The sequence below is a fragment of the Paucibacter sp. Y2R2-4 genome (assembly GCF_025717535.1).
Taxonomy (GTDB): Bacteria; Pseudomonadota; Gammaproteobacteria; order Burkholderiales; family Burkholderiaceae_C; genus Paucibacter_A.
On the sequence record NZ_JAJIRO010000002.1, the window covers coordinates 426,292 to 442,613 of the forward strand.

Annotated in this window: 15 protein-coding genes and 1 tRNA gene; 13 read left to right on the top strand and 3 right to left on the bottom strand. The window is 61.7% G+C overall.

From position 1 onward, the window contains the following. Positions 1–20: 20 nt before the first annotated feature. Complete coding sequence (locus tag LNV06_RS08730; protein WP_263537872.1) at positions 21–905, bottom strand: cytochrome C assembly family protein; 885 nt, start codon at positions 903–905, stop codon at positions 21–23. Positions 906–955: 50 nt separating this feature from the next. Between LNV06_RS08730 and ffh the strand changes: the two genes are divergently transcribed. Continuing rightward, entirely contained in the window at positions 956–2,341 is a 1,386-nt protein-coding gene (ffh, locus tag LNV06_RS08735) for a signal recognition particle protein (RefSeq protein WP_263537873.1), read from the top strand. 70 nt (positions 2,342–2,411) lie between these two features. On the opposite strand, the gene ftsY is transcribed toward ffh, so the two are convergent. Then, positions 2,412–3,629, bottom strand: coding sequence for a signal recognition particle-docking protein FtsY (gene ftsY, locus LNV06_RS08740; protein ID WP_263537874.1), 1,218 nt, complete (start codon positions 3,627–3,629; stop codon positions 2,412–2,414). A gap of 258 nt (positions 3,630–3,887) precedes the next feature. Between ftsY and LNV06_RS08745 the strand changes: the two genes are divergently transcribed. From LNV06_RS08745 to LNV06_RS08800, 12 genes are all read left to right on the top strand, one after another. After that, positions 3,888–4,784: a delta(1)-pyrroline-2-carboxylate reductase family protein gene (locus LNV06_RS08745; protein ID WP_263537875.1), complete on the top strand. Its 897-nt coding sequence runs from the start codon at positions 3,888–3,890 to the stop codon at positions 4,782–4,784. Positions 4,785–4,842: 58 nt separating this feature from the next. Further along, positions 4,843–4,919: transfer RNA gene (locus tag LNV06_RS08750), tRNA-Met, on the top strand. A gap of 411 nt (positions 4,920–5,330) precedes the next feature. Next, positions 5,331–5,549 (top strand): TOBE domain-containing protein, encoded by a 219-nt coding sequence (locus tag LNV06_RS08755; protein ID WP_263537876.1) that lies wholly within the window; start codon positions 5,331–5,333, stop codon positions 5,547–5,549. Positions 5,550–5,573: 24 nt separating this feature from the next. Further along, positions 5,574–6,176 (top strand): RBBP9/YdeN family alpha/beta hydrolase, encoded by a 603-nt coding sequence (locus LNV06_RS08760; protein WP_263537877.1) that lies wholly within the window; start codon positions 5,574–5,576, stop codon positions 6,174–6,176. A 51-nt stretch (positions 6,177–6,227) separates the two neighbouring features. Further along, positions 6,228–6,875: a peroxiredoxin gene (locus LNV06_RS08765; protein WP_263537878.1), complete on the top strand. Its 648-nt coding sequence runs from the start codon at positions 6,228–6,230 to the stop codon at positions 6,873–6,875. A gap of 36 nt (positions 6,876–6,911) precedes the next feature. Continuing rightward, positions 6,912–7,457 carry a hypothetical protein gene (locus LNV06_RS08770; RefSeq protein WP_263537879.1) on the top strand — a complete coding sequence of 182 codons (546 nt, stop codon included), beginning with the start codon at positions 6,912–6,914 and terminating at the stop codon, positions 7,455–7,457. Positions 7,458–7,599: 142 nt separating this feature from the next. Next, entirely contained in the window at positions 7,600–8,544 is a 945-nt protein-coding gene (locus LNV06_RS08775) for a CysB family HTH-type transcriptional regulator (protein ID WP_263537880.1), read from the top strand. Between the two features lie 193 nt (positions 8,545–8,737). Then, the gene (locus tag LNV06_RS08780; protein WP_263537881.1) at positions 8,738–11,488 is read left to right on the top strand and encodes a TonB-dependent receptor domain-containing protein; all 2,751 of its coding nucleotides are present in this window, start codon (positions 8,738–8,740) and stop codon (positions 11,486–11,488) included. A 236-nt stretch (positions 11,489–11,724) separates the two neighbouring features. Then, positions 11,725–12,747 carry a sulfate ABC transporter substrate-binding protein gene (locus LNV06_RS08785; RefSeq protein ID WP_263537882.1) on the top strand — a complete coding sequence of 341 codons (1,023 nt, stop codon included), beginning with the start codon at positions 11,725–11,727 and terminating at the stop codon, positions 12,745–12,747. 80 nt (positions 12,748–12,827) lie between these two features. After that, entirely contained in the window at positions 12,828–13,337 is a 510-nt protein-coding gene (locus LNV06_RS08790; RefSeq protein WP_263537883.1) for a GNAT family N-acetyltransferase, read from the top strand. After that, positions 13,334–13,804, top strand: coding sequence for a RidA family protein (locus tag LNV06_RS08795; RefSeq protein WP_263537884.1), 471 nt, complete (start codon positions 13,334–13,336; stop codon positions 13,802–13,804). The genes LNV06_RS08790 and LNV06_RS08795 overlap by 4 nt, the downstream gene beginning before the upstream one ends. Positions 13,805–13,963: 159 nt before the next feature. After that, positions 13,964–15,034 carry a choice-of-anchor A family protein gene (locus LNV06_RS08800; RefSeq protein WP_263537885.1) on the top strand — a complete coding sequence of 357 codons (1,071 nt, stop codon included), beginning with the start codon at positions 13,964–13,966 and terminating at the stop codon, positions 15,032–15,034. Between the two features lie 105 nt (positions 15,035–15,139). Here LNV06_RS08800 and LNV06_RS08805 read toward each other — a convergent pair whose 3' ends face one another. After that, a complete protein-coding gene (locus tag LNV06_RS08805) occupies positions 15,140–16,141 on the bottom strand; it encodes a hypothetical protein (protein WP_263537886.1) in 1,002 nt (333 codons plus the stop codon). Positions 16,142–16,322: the final 181 nt, after the last annotated feature.

Here is a 16,322-nt window from a genome sequence, read left to right on the forward strand (position 1 = left end):
AATTGGGGTCAGGTTCAATTTCAAAGCGGGCGCTGCAAGACGACTTCCAGCACAAAGCGCGAGCCGGCATAGGACAAAAGCAGCAGCAAGGCACCAAAGTACAACCAACGCGTCGCCCTGCGGCCACGCCAGCCGAACACTTGTCGGCCCGTCAACAAGCCTGCCAGCACCAACCAGCCCAAGACCGCCAGGAGGTTTTTGTGGTCCCAGCGCCATTGCGGCGTGAACCACCAACCCAGCAGCAGCGCCAGCGACAAGACCGCCACGCCGGCGCCGACGAATTGAAAGGTTAGACGTTCCAGACGCAAGAGCGGCATGCCTTTGCTGCCCATGCTGGCAAGACCGCCGCCTCCGCCCAAGCCGCCCAAACCACTCTGGCCGCTGCGCGAACGCAGCAATCGCTCGGCGCGACTCAGCATCACCGCATGCAGCACGGCCACGCCAAACAAGCCGTAAGACGCCAATCCCAAGACCCAGTGCAAAGGCGCCCAAGGCGAAGCGGCCAATGGACGGCTCTCGCCCGGGAAGGCCCAAGCCACAGCCACCGAAATGGCCGCCAGCACCGCCAAGACACGCCGCGCAGCCGGCAAAGGCAAGAGCCGGCTCTCCACCAGATAGACCGCCAGAATCAACCAAGCCGTCATAGACAAAGCGGGCGCAAAGCCAAAACGCGCACCCGCCTGGGCCAAACCCAGCCCCGAGATGTCCACCAGCAAAGCCAGCAAATGCGCACCAAAAGCCAAGGGCAAAAAGCCCTCAAGCCGCTTGCGAGGCTGGTCCTCATCGGCCGCCTGGGGTGCAAATTCGGCCCGCATGGCGGTCGCCGCATAGCTGCCAATGGCCAGCAGACTGAAGACGCTCAGCAGCGTTTGGGCGGTCTCTGCAGTGACGAACGATAAAATCATCTTCACAGTGTACTTTTGAGCGCCGCGTCAAAGCCGGCGCCCCTCCCCCGATGGCTTCCAATCTGACCGACCGCCTGAGTCGCCTCGTGAAAACGATGCGCGGCCAAGCCCGCATCACCGAAAGCAATGTGCAGGAGATGCTCCGCGAGGTGCGCATGGCACTGCTGGAGGCCGACGTGGCCCTGCCGGTGGTGCGCGACTTCATCGCTCGTGTCAAAGACAAGGCACTGGGCACCGAGGTCGTCGGCTCACTCAACCCCGGCCAAGTGCTGGTGTCGATTGTTCAAAAAGAACTCGCCGCCACCATGGGCGAAGGCGTGTCAGACATCAATCTGGCCGCGCAGCCGCCCGCCGTGATCCTGATGGCCGGCCTGCAAGGCGCCGGTAAAACCACCACCACCGGCAAGCTGACCAAGCACCTGATCGAAAAGCGCAAGAAAAAGGTGCTGACGGTCTCGGCCGACGTTTACCGCCCGGCCGCTATTGAGCAGTTGAAGACGGTGACCGGCCAAGCGGGCGGCGAATGGTTCCCGTCTGAGCCCAACCAGAAGCCGCGCGACATCGCGCTGGCCGCCATCGACTACGCCAAGAAGCATTACTTCGATGTGCTGCTGGTCGACACGGCCGGCCGCCTGGCCATCGACGAAGCCTTGATGGCCGAGATTCGCGAGCTGCACGGCATCTTGAATCCGGTCGAAACCCTGTTCGTGGTCGATGCCATGCAGGGCCAGGACGCGATCAACACCGCCAAGGCGTTCAAGGAAGCGCTGCCACTGACCGGCGTGGTGCTGACCAAGTTGGACGGTGATTCGCGCGGCGGTGCAGCCCTGTCGGTGCGCCAAATCACCGGCGCGCCGATCAAGTTCGCCGGCGTGTCAGAGAAGATCGACGGCCTCGAGGTCTTTGATGCCGAGCGTCACGCCGGCCGTGTGCTAGGCATGGGTGACATCGTCGCCCTGGTGGAAGAAGTCACCAAGGGTGTGGACGTCGCGGCGGCTCAAAAGCTGGCCGAAAAACTCAAAACCGGCAGCGGCTTTGATCTGAACGACTTCCTCGCGCAGATTTCGCAGATGAAGAAGATGGGCGGGCTCTCCGGCCTGATGGACAAGCTGCCCACGCAAATGACCGCCAAGGCCGGCCCGCAAGACATGGACCGGGCCGAGCGCGATATGAAGCGCATGGAAGGCATCTTGAATGCGATGACCGCCAAGGAGCGCCGCCAGCCCAATCTGCTGATGGACGGCAAGAGCAAGGCCAGCCGCAAGCGCCGTATCGCCAGCGGCGCTGGCGTGCAGATTCAAGACGTCAACCGCCTGCTGACTCAGTTCGATCAGATGCAAAGCATGATGAAGAAGATGAGCGGCGGCGGCATGATGAAGATGATGAAAAAGCTCGGCGGCATGAAGGGCATGAAAGGCATGATGCCGGGCATGTGAAGCGCCGAAGCCAGGCAATAAAAAAGGGCATCCGCGCTGGATGCCCTTTTTTGCTTTGCGGCTTGCCCGTTTATTCCAGCAAGGCCTGCGCAAACTCCCGCGCATTGAAGGTCTGCAAGTCTTCCAGCTTCTCACCCACGCCGATGAAGTAGACCGGAATGGCGCGCTCACGCGCAATCGCCGCCAGCACGCCACCCTTGGCGGTGCCGTCGAGCTTGGTGACGATCAGGCCGGTGAGTCCCAACGCATCATCAAAAGACTTGACCTGGCTGAGCGCGTTTTGGCCGGTGTTGCCATCCACCACCAGCAGCACCTCATGAGGTGCGCCCTCCTGGGCCTTACCGATGACGCGCTTGATCTTCTTCAGCTCTTCCATCAGGTGCAGTTGCGTCGGCAAACGCCCGGCGGTATCGGCCAGCACCACATCGCAACCGCGCGCACGGCCGGCGGAGACCGCATCAAAGGTCACCGCCGAGGGGTCGCCGCCCTCTTGGCTGATGATCTGCACCTGGGTGCGGTCGGCCCACACCGCCAACTGCTCACGCGCTGCAGCACGGAAGGTGTCGGCCGCAGCCAGCAACACTTTTTGATCGGCCTCGGCCAGATGACGCGTCAGCTTGCCAATACTGGTGGTTTTGCCAGCGCCGTTGACGCCGACCACCATCATCACCGTCGGGCTGTGTTGCCCCACGGTCAGCGCCTTCTCCAGCGGGCGCAACAAATCGGCCAAGGCCTCGACCAAGAGCCCGCGCACGGCCTTGGGCTCGGTCGCCCTGGCTTCCTTGACGCGCCGCTTCAAATCTTCAAGCAGGAACTCGGTCGCTTTGACGCCGGTGTCGGCCATCAACAAGGCTTCTTCCAGCTCCTCAAACAAAGCATCGTCAATCTGCGTGCCCGTGAAGACCTGGGCAATGCTGGAGCCGGTCTTGCGCAAGCCTTGGCGCAGCTTGTCCATCCAGCTGCGGCGTGGTTCTGGAGGAGTAGCGGCTACGACGGGCTCTACGACAGGCACAAGAGCAGGCGCCGCCATTGGAACTGGCGCCGGAGCGGACGCAGGCTCCGGCGTGATCACTGGCGCAGGGCTCGGGCTTGCCGGCGCCTCAGCAGCGACAGGCGCAGCTGGAGTTGGGTTTGGAGCCGGAACTGAGGGCACCGCAAGCGGCAACTCCTTGATCACCTCGGGAGGCGAAGGTTCGGCAGCCTGCACGGGCAAGGGCGCGGGCACGGGCGCAGCGGTCGGAGCAGGCGCCGGCGCGGAACCAAACTTTTTCTTGAAAAAACTGAACATCAAATAGCCTGAGAGGGTGGCCCGCCAGCAGCGAGGTTTCGCCGTCTGAACATGGCACTTGATTTGCGATCTGAGTCCCGGCGACAAAAAAATCGGGCTTCAGATTCGGCACCAGCGCACGGTTTGTCAAGCCAAGAGCTCGAAACGCGACGCCACCGGGGTGTATCGTTTGGGCAGAATCATAATCAAGCTGCTGAAACGCTCGATTCTTTGGGTGCACAAGGTGGCCCGGCTCAAAGTCCAGGAGGATCTCTTTTCATGCGAATACTCAATGCCGAAGCCACGGCCGAGCTCCTGCCTTATGAACAACTGATCCCTGCGGTGGCCCAGGCCATGTTGGACCTGAGCGAGGGCTTGATCAACGCCAGCCCACGCTCGGTCTTGCCTCTGCCCGATGGCGGCAGTTACTTGGCCATGCCCTGCACCGATGAGCATTACGCGGTCACCAAATTGGTCGCCGTGACGCCGGCCAATCGCGACCGCGGCCAGCCCACCATCCAAGGCCGGGTCTTGGTCAGCGAGGCCGCGACCGGAACGGCCCTGATCATTCTGGACGGCATGGTGGTCACGGCTCGCAGAACCGCCGCCGTCACTTTGCTGGGCATAGAAACGCTGCTGAAAGGTCCGCCAGAGAGCGTGGTGCTGGTCGGCACCGGCGCCCAAGCCCTCAGCCACGCCCTGGCCATGGGTGAACGCTGGCCCGGCGTGCAATTGCGCTGCGTGGGCCGTGCGCGCCCGCAAAGCGAGGCCTTTGCCGCCAGTTTGAAAGCGCAAGGCTTGAACGCCCGCGTGTTGCCTTTGGATCAGGCGCTCGAAGGTGCCAGCGTTGCCCTGACAGCCACCACCTCTTTGACCGCCGTACTGCCGGAGCATTTGGACGCTGGCACCCTGGTCGTCGGTATCGGCAGCTTCACCCCGCAGATGGCTGAATTGCCGGCCGCGCTGGTACGCAGCCGGCAAGTGTGGGTGGATGACATTGAAGGCGCCAAGCATGAGGCCGGCGACCTCATTCAAGCCGGCATGGACTGGAGCCGCGTTCATGCACTGGCGCAAGCGCTAAGCAAGCCCGCTGCGGCGCAGACGCCAGCCTTGTACAAGACCGTTGGCCACGCGGCTTGGGACCTCGCTGCGGTACGCACCGCGCTGGCCAAATAAACTTTTTTCAAAAACTCTTGCAAAGCTCAAAAACTCAGTGCTATAGTAGCGGGCTTGAGGCGCTTTAGCTCAGCCGGTTAGAGCGACGGAATCATAATCCGCAGGTCCGGGGTTCGAATCCCTGAAGCGCCACCAAATAAACTGGATGCACCAAGCATCCAGAAAAAAGCCACCCTCGCGGTGGCTTTTTGCTTTTCGGCTGCCGATCGCGGGACACAAGCCTAGTCAAGGCTATTCAAGGCTCAACAAGCAAGAAGACTCGCCCTTGGCCCTGTTGGCGCTTGCGCCCTCCGCCCCGCTTCAACTCAAGCTGCACCGCCGCATTTTTCTTGCCCTTCGCGACACTGCGCCAGTGTCCGCGCAATTCACGAGTTAGCAAGTCAAGCTGTCTTTGGGCCATGCTTGGCCGGGTGGCGACGACCGATATTCACCGATCGCATTTGAAGCTGCGTTTCCATTCCTTGGCTGCTGCGCTGCGCAAACCTAAGCTTGCCAGCACATCAGATCGGTTCCCCACACAAGGTCGAACCTCAAGGAGCACGCAGCATGAGCATCACCGCCATCAATGTCCGCAACCAGTTTCGCGGCACCGTCAAAGAGATCATCGAAGGACCGGTGGTCTCGGAGGTGGACGTCATCACGCCCAGCGGCTTGCTGGTGACTTCGGTGATCACCACCCGCTCGGTGAAAGAGCTGGGCCTGGCTGTGGGGCGCGAGGTTGTGGCGCTGGTCAAGTCCACCGAAGTGTCGATCGCGACCCTGTAGTCACGGACTGCGGAGCACTGCACCATGGCCCTCTATTCACCCCCTCGCCTGCTCATCATTCCCGGCCTGCACGACAGCGGCGCGGCGCATTGGCAGACCTGGCTGCAACACCAGTTCCGTGATGCCCGCCGGGTGGTGCAACGCGATTTCAGCCAGCCCGATTTGGAGCGCTGGTCCGCCAGAGTCAGCAACAGCCTGGAAGCAGCCTCAAGCCTCTCCAGCGGCACTGAATGGATTGCCGTAGCCCACAGCTTTGGCTGCTTGGCGCTCGCCCACCACCTGAGCCAGCACCCAGACTCACCCATCCGCCAAGCACTGTTTGTGGCACCCGCCGAACCCGACAAGTTCGGCCTGGCCGAATTGCTGCCGCACCAGCGTTTGGGCATTCCCAGCACCCTGATCGCCAGCCAGAACGACCCCTGGATGAGCGCGGCCAACGCTTTGCGTTGGGCCAGCCGCTGGGGCGCGAGCTACACCAATCTGGGCCAGGTCGGCCATATCAACACCGAGTCGGGCTTTGGGCCCTTCCCCCTCGCCAAGCGCTGGGTGGAAGCCGCCCGAGCCCGCGCCGCGCGCGAACACCGCCCTCAGCACGCCAGTTTTCACGAATGGTCGTTTGCGATTTAGGCGCGACCACCCCTCCCAACTTTTCAACTTTCACTCCAAAGGACTCACTCCATGGCCAGCCTGCGCCTGGGCGATATCGCCCCTGACTTTGAACAAGACTCTTCCGAAGGACCGATCCGCTTTCATCAGTGGTTAGGCGATAGTTGGGGCGTCTTGTTCTCCCATCCTGCTGACTTCACTCCGGTATGCACCACAGAGCTGGGCAAGACCGCCAAGCTGGCCGATGAATTTGCCCATCGCGGGGTCAAGACGATTGCGCTCTCGGTCGACCCGGTGGACTCTCACCAACGCTGGATTGCCGATATCAACCATACGCAAGGCACCGATCTGCGCTTCCCCATCCTGGCGGACGCTGACCGCAAAGTGTCCGAGTTGTACGACCTGATCCACCCGAACGCGTCCACCACCGCCACGGTGCGCTCGCTGTTCATCATCGATCCGGCCAAAAAGATTCGACTGATCATCACCTACCCGGCCAGCACGGGTCGCAATTTCGACGAGATCCTACGGGTGATCGATTCACTACAACTGACCGACAAGCACTCAGTCGCCACACCGGCCAATTGGAAAGATGGCGACGATGTGGTGATCCTGCCCTCCATCCAAGACCCGGATGTTCTGAAGCAGAAATTCCCACAAGGCTGGGACGCGGTGCGCCCCTATCTGCGCTTCACCTCCCTCCCCAAGCAGCACAGCTGATCCGCAAGTCAAACAAGCTCAGAACCAAAGGCAGCCATGCGCTTACTGGCCCACGATGCGGAAGACCCTTCGCTGCATCCGGCCCGCTGGCCCATGAGCGTGGAGCAAATCGAAGCCCTGCTCAGGCCCAAGGGCCTGCCGGTCGGGCATCTGGGGGTCTACCCTTCGCGGCGCGGCTGCCCCGCAGGCTTGCTGAATTCCGCCGATCAACAGCGACTGCATCGGCGCGCCGAGATGCTGAAGCCCGAACGCCTGCATCACACGCGCAAGGATCTACCCTGCGCTCCGGCCAAAGAAAGCCGCAACAGCCGCGAACTCCTGCTGCTGATGGAAGGGCATGTGTTGCTGCTCTTCATGACCGAACGCTGGCCCTGGACGCTGCAACTCGACGCCGGCGACTGGGTTTGCGCAGATTCAGACCTGCTGCTGCGCATCGACGCCATGGCCATGGTGCAAGGCTCAAGCCAAATCGACCTGCTGCGCTGGCGCATGCCTCTGCAGTCTGTAGAGCCGCTGCCGAGGGCCACTGTTCACACTCAATCGACGGCACGCGACTCGCGCCTGGCTGAAGCTTTGCTTTGAACACAGCCTCGACAAAGCCGCTTGGCACCGCGGCCTTGAAAGCTGGCGGTATATCGATATCGCTTTTTATTGGAGGACGAAACAGGCTGCGCTCAGGACAATGCGCGCGATCGAAGCGAATCCTGCGCCGCACGCCATTTCCATGAACTTTCAACAACTCCGCTCCATCCGCGAAGCCCAGCGTCGCGGCTTCAATCTGACCGAAGTGGCCGCCGCTTTGCACACCTCGCAACCAGGTGTCAGCCGCCAAATTCGGGAGCTGGAAGACGAGTTGGGCATTGAGATCTTCATGCGCGCCGGCAAGCGCCTGACCGGACTGACCCAACCCGGCGCCCATGTGATGCCCATCATTGAAAAGCTGCTCAACGAGGCCGAGAACCTGCGACGCGCCGGGGCGGACTTTGCACAAACCGGCTCAGGCAGCCTGCGCATCGCAGCCACCCACAGCCAGGCTCGCTACGCGCTGCCGCCGGTGGTGCGCGACTTTCGCAGCAGCCATCCCGATGTGGCCTTGAATCTGCACCAGGGCTCGCCGCAACAAGTGGCGCGCTTGCTACTGGACGGCGAAGCCGACGTCGGCATTGCGACCGAAGCGCTGGCCCAGTATCCGGAACTGATCGCCCTGCCCTGCTACCGCTGGACCCACTCGGTGATCACGCCGGTAGACCACCCGCTGGCGCGCGAAGCCGCCGAGGGTCAGGTCTTGACGCTGCAACGCTTGGCCGAATTCCCCATCATCACGTATGAGCTGGGCTATACCGGTCGCTCGCACATCGACGACGCCTTCCGGGACGCCGGCCTGGGCCTGAATGTGGTGCTGGCCGCAATGGACGCGGACGTGATCAAAACCTATGTGGACCTCGGCCTGGGCGTGGGCATCGTGGCCTCGATCGCCTATGACGAAGACCGGGACCGTCACCTCTCGGCCATCGATGCACGACATCTGTTTGCCGACAATATGACGCGACTGGCCGTGCGCAAAGACGCTTATCTGCGCGATTATGTCTACGCCTTCATCGAGACCTTTGCGGCGCCGCTGACTCGCGCAGCGGTGGACGAAGCCCGCGGCGGCAATACCCCGGATTGAGTGGCTTCGCATCAGCGAGCCTTCTCCACCCTCCAAACTCGTTTTTCAGCCAAGCAAATTCGAAATCCTCGCTTCACCTGAACTAGGGCAATCCCTAAAGTTCAGCGCTCAAGACGGCCCAAGCCACCCGCTTGCACAGCCGCGTGACGCCCTGGGGCACCCCTGGGGACGATAAAGCTAACGGAGGATTTACATGCAGTACACCGCGAACCGCCAGCGCTCCAAGCTGGCCCCCCTGGCATTGGCGCTCGCCTTTGCCTATGTCCCCTTGAGCGCACTGGCGCAAAACACGGGCAGCAACACCACAAACAGCGCTGCGGCGAAAGCCAGCGATCCATCGGCGCTGCCGCTGGTGCAAGTAACAGGCACACGCATCAGCCGTGCGCAGAGCGAGGGCCCGATTTCGATGACGGTCTTGAAGTCTGAGGACATCGCCCGTTTAGGCTTCAAAAGCGTCGGCGACGCACTCAACGCGCTGACCGAAAACACTGGCTTCACACAGGGTGAAGATTTCGGCAACACCTTCACACCGGCCGCCAATGCCATCAGCCTGCGGGGCCTGGGCCCTAACCATACGCTGACGCTGATCAACGGCCGTCGCATTGCTGACTACCCGAGCGCCTATGACGGTGCGGTCAACTTCACCAACACCGCCAATATCCCCTCGGCCCTGATCGACCGGATTGAGATCCTCAACGGCGGCGCCTCGGCCATTTATGGCTCTGACGCGATTGCCGGCGTGGTCAACATCATCCTCAAGAAGCATGTGGATGGCCTGACCTTGAACCTGAAGGCTGGCGGGACTCAACTCGGCGGCGGCGCCAATGCGCGCGCGCAAATCAGCGGAGGCTTTGACGCCGGGGCGCTGAGCGGCGTCTATGGCGTAGAGTTCAGCAAGCGCGACCCAATCTGGAGCTTGCAGCGCGAGTTCATGGCCGACACCACCCTCAAGGGCGCCAGCCCGGGCGTTGTGTTTGGCCGCAAGGACTCCAAGTCCAACAAATACATCACGCCTGATGCAGGCGCTTGTGAAGCGGCGGGCTCACTGTTCAATGGTTCCACCAAACCCGTCACCGTCAAGAGCGGCCAGTACTGCGGCACGGGCCAGGCCTCGCCGACCTACTGGACCACCCAGACGGGCAATCAAAGCAATAACTTTGCCGGCGTCTTGAACTACGCACTGAACCCGCAGACCGAGTTGTTCGCCGAAGCCTTGCTGGGCTTCACCCGCACCGAGACCAATACTCGCGGCCCCAGCTGGACCTCGCTGGGCGGAACGATCAGCTACTTTCAGAACGCCAATACCGGCAAGTTGGAGTCATGGAGCCGCCGCTTTGCCCCCGAAGAATTGGGAAGCGCCGAGAAGTTCAACCGGCGCTGGACCGACGACTGGCACAACCTGGTGCTGGGCGCGCGTGGCGAGATCAGCGGCAGCACCTGGAGCTACGAGGCTGCACTGAACACCTCGTCCTACACCAGCAAGCTGTACCGCCCTCGCCTTTTGGCCACGGTGGAAGAGTTCTTCCTGGGTCCGAAGAAGGGTGAAACTGCCAAGGGCGAGCCCATCTACGCGCCCGATACCAAGCGCCTGTTCAAGCCATTGACACCGGCCGAGTACGACAGCATTGCCTCCAGCAGTTTCGCCAATGACAAGGCCTGGACGCATAACTTCGCCGTCAATGCCAGCGGCGAAGTCCTGAACCTGCCGGCTGGGCCGCTACGCGCCGCCGTGCTGGCTGAGGTGGGGGCACAGGGCTTCAAGAATGAAACCGACCCTCGTCTGGGCCAAGGCTTGTTCTACGCCACGACCGAAGCGCCAGTGGTCAGCGGTGACCGCAATCGCTGGGCCTTGGGAGCCGAGTTGAATGCGCCCATCACCAAGAGCCTGACCGGCACCTTGGCGACCCGCTATGACCAGTACAAGTTTGCTGGCCGCAAAGATGGCAGCTTCACGTACAACGCCGGGCTGGAGTTCCGCCCAGTCGGTGAAGTGCTGCTGCGAGCCAACCATGCGACCAGCTTCCGGGCACCGGACATGAGCTACATCTTCACCGCCGAAAGTCGCGGTTATTACTCCTCATCAACGGACTACTACCGTTGCGCCCAAGCCGGTCAGCCTCTGGACAAATGCGAGTTTGTCGACATCGTGTCGGGCTTCAACTACTTGAAGAACGGCTCCAAGGATCTGAAGTCGGAAAAGGGCAAGTCTTGGGGACTGGGCCTGGTGTGGTCGCCGAGCAAGTCCTTCGACGCATCGCTGGATTTGTGGAAGATCGCCATCTCGGACCTGGTCACCGACCTGGACTCCGACAAGATCTTGCGCGATGAATCGGAGTGCCGCACCGGTGTGCAAGACATCAAATCGCCCACCTGCGCGGACGCCATCAACCGTGTGCGCCGCAATCCGGCCGACGCGGTGGTCAAGCCCGGTGAAGTCAATCTGATTTTGGTCAACCCGATCAATGCGGCCAGCCAAAGCACTTATGGCTTCGACATCTCGGCGCGCTACAACTTCAAGACGGCCAGCCTGGGCGAGTTTGCTTTGAGCGGCAAGTACACCCAGGTGCAGAACTATGTTTACCAGCAGTTCTCGGGTGACCCAGACACCAACCGCGTTGGCACACACGACCACGGTGACTGGCCCAACAAACTGATCGCCACCTTGGCCTGGAACCTGGGCGACTTGGGCACCACTCTGACGGCGCAACGCAACGGCAAGATCTCCAGCTCAGACAAAAGAGACTGGATCGGTCCCTTCTGGAACTTCAATGCCAGCGCTCGCTACCAGATCAGCAAGGGCAGCAGCGTCAGCGTGATCGTCAACAACTTGCTCGGTGACATCCGCAAAGACCCCAGCTCGGCTTGGCCTTACTACCCCACGGGCTATTACCTGCCGCATGGCCGCCAAGGCTGGATTGAGTTCAACCACGTGTTTGGCTCTTGATGCACGGAGCCGGTCTTTAGGCTGAGCCCAGGGCGGGCGCAGGGCAGTGAATCTCGATTCAAGAGACTCCCTGCAATGCGCCCGCCTTTCGTTTTTCTCATATGCATAGAAGAAGTTCTTGCTTCACGCCGTATGGCCGCTTCCCTACAGTGAAGCTTCGTTCATGCAGGCCCATGTGAACCCACAGCGGCAGCTTGAACCCCAACCCCTCTCTCCAACGGACTTCACTGGATTTCATGAACGCTATTCGACGCACCTTCACCCTTGCGAGCGCGGCCGTGCTGCTGGGCGCCGCTGGTTTGAGCCAGGCTCAGGCCCAAGTTTCTTTGCTCAATGTCTCGTACGACCCGACCCGTGAGCTCTACCAAGACTTCAACACCGCCTTTGCCAAGCACTGGAAAGACAAGACCGGCGAGGTCCTGACCGTCAAGCAGTCGCATGGCGGCTCAGGCAAGCAAGCGCGTTCGGTGATCGACGGCCTGGAAGCCGATGTGGTGACCCTGGCGCTGGCCTATGACGTGGACGCACTGCACGACAACGGCAAGCTGATTCCAGCCGACTGGCAAAAACGCTTGCCTAACAATGCATCCCCCTACACCTCGACCATCGTCTTCCTGGTGCGCAAGGGCAACCCCAAAAAGGTCACCAACTGGCCCGATCTGGCGCGCTCGGGCATCGACGTGATCACCCCCAACCCCAAGACTTCCGGTGGCGCCCGCTGGAACTACCTGGCGGCCTGGGGCTATGCGCTGCAGCAACCTGGCGCCAATGCTGAGAGCGCCAAGGCCTTTGTGAAACGCATTTATGCCAACACCAAGGTGCTGGACTCGGGCGCACGCGGCTCGCTGACCACCTTCACCGAGCGCGGCATTGGCGACGTCTTGATCTCCTGGGAAAACGAGGCCTATCTGGCCGTCAAGGAACTGGGACCGGACAAATTCGAAATCGTGACCCCCACCCTGTCCATCTTGGCCGAGCCGCCTGTGGCCGTGGTGGACAAGGTGGTCGACAAGCGCGGCACCCGCAAGCAAGCCCAGGCTTATCTCGAATACCTGTACACACCGCAAGGCCAGGAAATCGCAGCCAAGCATTACTACCGCCCGCGTGACCCTAAGGTCGCAGCCAAGTACGCCAAGCAGTTCACTCAGACCAAGCTGATCACGGTGGACGAGGTGTTTGGCGGCTGGCGCAATGCGCAAAAGACCCACTTCGCCGATGGCGGCTATTTCGACCAAATCTACAGCCCCGGCGGCCGCTGAAGCCTCAGCACACCCCTTACCCAAGAGAGCCAAGTTCGCAAGAGCTTGGCTCTCTTTCTTTGCCCGGGCATGATGTGGGCATGTCAAAAATTTCGGCGCACCCCACAGTGCCTGCAGGCCGTCTGAGAGCGGCCGAGGCGCGTGACATCCCCGCAATGTTCCATCTGCGCGCGCACACCGCAGACAACCCCATCTCGCAAGCGCGCTTGGCCGAGTTAGGCATCACGCCCGATTCTTTGTTGCTGCAAATGCAGACCCCAAGCTACCGTGCCTGGGTGTGGGAGGAACAAGACCGAATTCAAGCCTTTTGCGCGGCAGAGGCCAGCCAGGGCGAGGTCTTGGTGTTAGCGGTTTTGGCTGGGCATGAAGGGCGGGGTCTGGGTCGCGCGCTCTTGCAAGAGGCGCTGCGCTTTTTGCAGTCAAGCTGCTCTCACCAGCCTTGGCTGATGGCCGGCCAGGACTCGAAACTGCGCAGCCATGGCTTTTATCGGCGGCTCGGTTGGCAGCCCAGCGGCCGGGTCGACGGGCATGGCGATGAAGAGCTGGTCTATGCTGGGGCCACTCTTGCATCCACTCCTAAGCCCTCATGAGCGCAGAACAGAAAGCCCAAGACCTCGGCCTTTTTTCGAAGGCTGCCGTCAGCTCGCCGGCGGGCAATTACGCCAATGCGGTGCGCAGTGGCCAGTTGCTCTTCATGTCAGGCAAAGCACCCCAAACCATTGCGGGCGTGGCGCCCAAAGGCAAGCTCGGTCGTGACTACACGGCCGAACAAGGCTACCAACTGGCGCGTTCCGCCTGCATCGCCCTGCTGGCCACGCTGCAACACGAGTTGGGCTCCTTGGACCGTGTGGCCCAAATGGTCGAACTGCAAGGTTCACTCAACACCGTGCCCGAGTTTGAAGACCATGCACGCGTCTTGGACGGCGCCTCCGATCTGCTGGCCGAGGTTTTTGGCGCCGCCGGTGTGCATGCGCGCTCGGTGATCGGCGTGGATTCTTTGCGCCTGGGCCTGCCGCTCACGCTGCGCGCCGTGGTGGAAATCAAGCCTGACTTCTAATGCCGCTGCATGACAGCATCAAAACAGGCATTTGTGCATGAATACCAATTAAATACCCCCTGGGACAGGGGGCCAGAAACATCAGGGTAAGTCCTAGAATTCCCTCTCAAATTCAGATCGGCGCTCCGGCGCGGATCCTTATCCATCGAGGGAGTTTTCATGCGCCATTTCAGCTTGACACGTCTTTCCGGTTTTAAATTGGTATCTGCATCGGCCGCATTGCTGATCGCAAGCGCAGCGCAAGCTGCAGTGATCGACCTGGGCGCAGCCCAAGGCTTCAGCGGCTTCTTCTTCGGCAATGTGAGCGGCGCCGCTGATGTGGAAGGCCGCCTGGCCGTTGGCGGCGACCTGACGTCTGGTTTTGACATCGGCTACCGCAACCCTTATGGCTCGACTGCCCCCTCCCTGGTGGTCAAGGGCGGTGTCTCATTGACCAGCAACTCAGGTGCCGCTGGCTCGATCTACAACGGCCCCAGCGTCAATGTCGACACCAATGCCAGCATCGGCCCATCCAATGCTCAGTGGGTGGCGTCAAATCAACTGAACAAGGGCAATATCGTCTACGGCAGCACCCTGACCGCGCTGGACTGGCAATACGGCCAGGCCACCAAGAACGCCAATTACCTGGATTTCGGCGCCGCCAAGACGCAGCTGAACGCCTTGTCCGCCTCTCTGGCCGGCCGCAGCGCCAATGGCAAGTGGCAAGACCTGGGCGGCTCGCAAGGCCTAAAGCTGACCGGCGACGGCAGCACCAACCCGCAAGTCTTCAACCTGGGCAACGCCTCCTTGAAGAGCGGCCTGCAGTTGGAGAACATCAAGGCCGGCACCCAAGTCATCATCAACAGCAGCCTGACCGTGGTGGAGTTCGGCGGCTTTGCCGGCTACGGCGCTCTGGGCAAGAGCCCCTTCGACCCAGCCAATGACCAGCAAGCCAGCTTCCGCGACAGCATCCTCTACAACTTCAGCAGCGCCACCAGCTTGAATGTGGGCACCTTTGTGAACGGTTCGGTGCTGGCCACCAAGGCCGATGTGATCGGCTCTGGCCACCTGGAAGGCACATTGGTCGCCAACTCCCTCAGCACCGGCCCGAACGGCAAGCTGGAACTCGGCTATGAGCCCTTCAAGGGCATCACCACCCAAGTGCCCGAGCCGATGAGCTATGCCTTGATGCTGGCCGGTCTCGGCGTGGTGGGCTTTGCTGCGCGTCGCCGCGTCAAGTCCGCCGTCTGATGAACTTGGGCTGAATCGCCGCAGCGTCATCGCGGGCGAGAACAACAAAGGGCTGCCGCGGCAGCCCTTTTTCATTGCATCGGCGCTTTGAGCGCCAGCGAGGACTCAGTCCAGAGCGGGCCGACGCTTGTGCTTCATCATGAAGTACAGCCCCGCAGCCAGCACCGCCAAGCCCAAGGCGAGCACCGCGGCCAAACGCCAGCGTCGCGCCGAGTCTTGTTGGCGCTGCTCCAATTGGGCCAGTAACTGATCCATCTCCAAGCGCAGGGCACGCTGATCGGCCTGTAGCGCGTCAAACTGTTGCTGAGCTCTCAGCAAACGCGCCGGCGCACTGGTCGCCTCGCCTTGCCCGCCCTGCCCGCCCAGCCCGGTCTCCATCACCAAGAGATCCGCCGGCCCCATCGCACGCCCCACATCGATCGCCATCAACAAGCTACTTCTGCGCTCGGCGCGTGCCTTGGGCTCGCGTCCTGCAGGCCCTGCATTCAGGGCACGACCCAGGCCCAGGCCGGGGATGTCACTGTCGAAACGGAAACGCAAACCCGGCACCTCGGCGTCGGGCAGGCTCAGCGGCGGCAAGCCCGGGTCGCCCAGGCGAAGCACCGGCCCTGCCGGGCGCTCCGCTCTCACCTTGATGGCGCGCACGACAGACTTGGCCTGTGGTGCCTCGGCCAGGGTTTGAATGTCTTTGGCCAAGACTTGTTGGCCCGCCGCAGGCGCAGCCATCACGGGCGCCGGGTCCAGAAAAACGGTCAAATGCTGCTGCGGACAACCCAAGCTGACGCGCAGCACCGGCTCGGCAATCTCAGCCCGGCTGCGAATCCAAATCAGCCCGCCTTGATCCAGCTTGGCTTCTTGACCTTTGCTTGAGGCCTTGTTTTGCCCTTGGACCCAGCCCTGCGTCAGCTCAGCCGCCGACAAGCTGCGGTCCCCCGCTTCGACACTCGCCTTCAGGCATTCGGCACGGCGCGCTTCGCCTTTGGCGAGCCGCACCGGCACTTGCAAAACCAAGGGCTGGCCTAAACCCGACAAGACTTGCACCGAGCCCAATTCCATGGCCTGGGCCAAAGGCATGGCCCCGGTGAAAACCAGGGCCGCAACTGCCAAAGCAGCCAGGCCCGCATCACCCCTCTTTGCTGCGAAACAGGAGGGGCCCGTGAGGATCATGAAGCGGCGGCTTTGCATGCAAGCAAGGTGAGGCAATCAGAGGGTCGGCAAAAAATGCGTGAGTGCTGAGCAAGCCTGAACGGCTGGCGCCGGTTTCTCGTTTGAAATCACGGCCTGATGG